At 46.5% G+C, this 587-nt stretch carries 2 pseudogenes; both read right to left on the bottom strand.

The features are described from left to right. Positions 1–83, bottom strand: a pseudogene (locus tag J7R12_RS09115) (tail protein X); the annotation flags it as partial. Beyond that, positions 80–542 (bottom strand): annotated as a pseudogene (locus J7R12_RS08630) (phage tail protein). The pseudogenes J7R12_RS08630 and J7R12_RS09115, both read right to left, overlap by 4 nt. Between the last annotated feature and the right edge of the window lie 45 nt (positions 543–587).

The raw sequence follows: 587 nt of genomic DNA, 5'->3' as shown, positions 1-587 counted from the left end.
ACAGCCATGGCATGTTGAAAGCAGATGAGATCAAGACTCATATACTCTAGCTCTACAACAACGTGCTTTTCTGGTACCTTCATGGTGTATATCCCATCTGATATTGCCCCACCTGAGTTTGACCTTGCGGTTTTTCCCCATCGAAAAATGGCAATAAACTGATGGAATAGCGGATGCGCTGCGATTGACCAGAGCGGCTAATATAGTCGTGGTCTTTTGTGAGAGTGGTGATCCACCACGGGACCATGGAGAAGGGCGCTATAGCTCATATCATTCATCCAACGAAGCATCTGCACAGGTTTGGCTGCTCGTATCGTTCTGCTGAGTGCGTCAATAGCTGCACGGTCACCAAATTCTTCTGGAAACCAAACTCCATGAATGGTCTTTGCATCATTGCCATAGCCGGTGAATTGCAAACTGGGGGATCTACCAAAACGCTCCATAGAGACCCATGAGGCAGAAAACTCTTCCTCGAAGGATTGGAAATTCAGCCAGTCCACATAAAATTGATGTGGACCTAACATCATCAAAGGATCTCTCATTGCCTCCCTCCCCTCATTTTGTTCTTTCCATTATTCTGTTCCACC

It is taken from the genome of Bartonella vinsonii subsp. vinsonii (assembly GCF_902825235.1).
GTDB classification, from domain to species: Bacteria; Pseudomonadota; Alphaproteobacteria; order Rhizobiales; family Rhizobiaceae; genus Bartonella; species Bartonella vinsonii.
The sequence above is the reverse complement of the archived record's forward strand: the minus strand, read 5'-3'. Positions and strand labels throughout refer to the sequence as shown.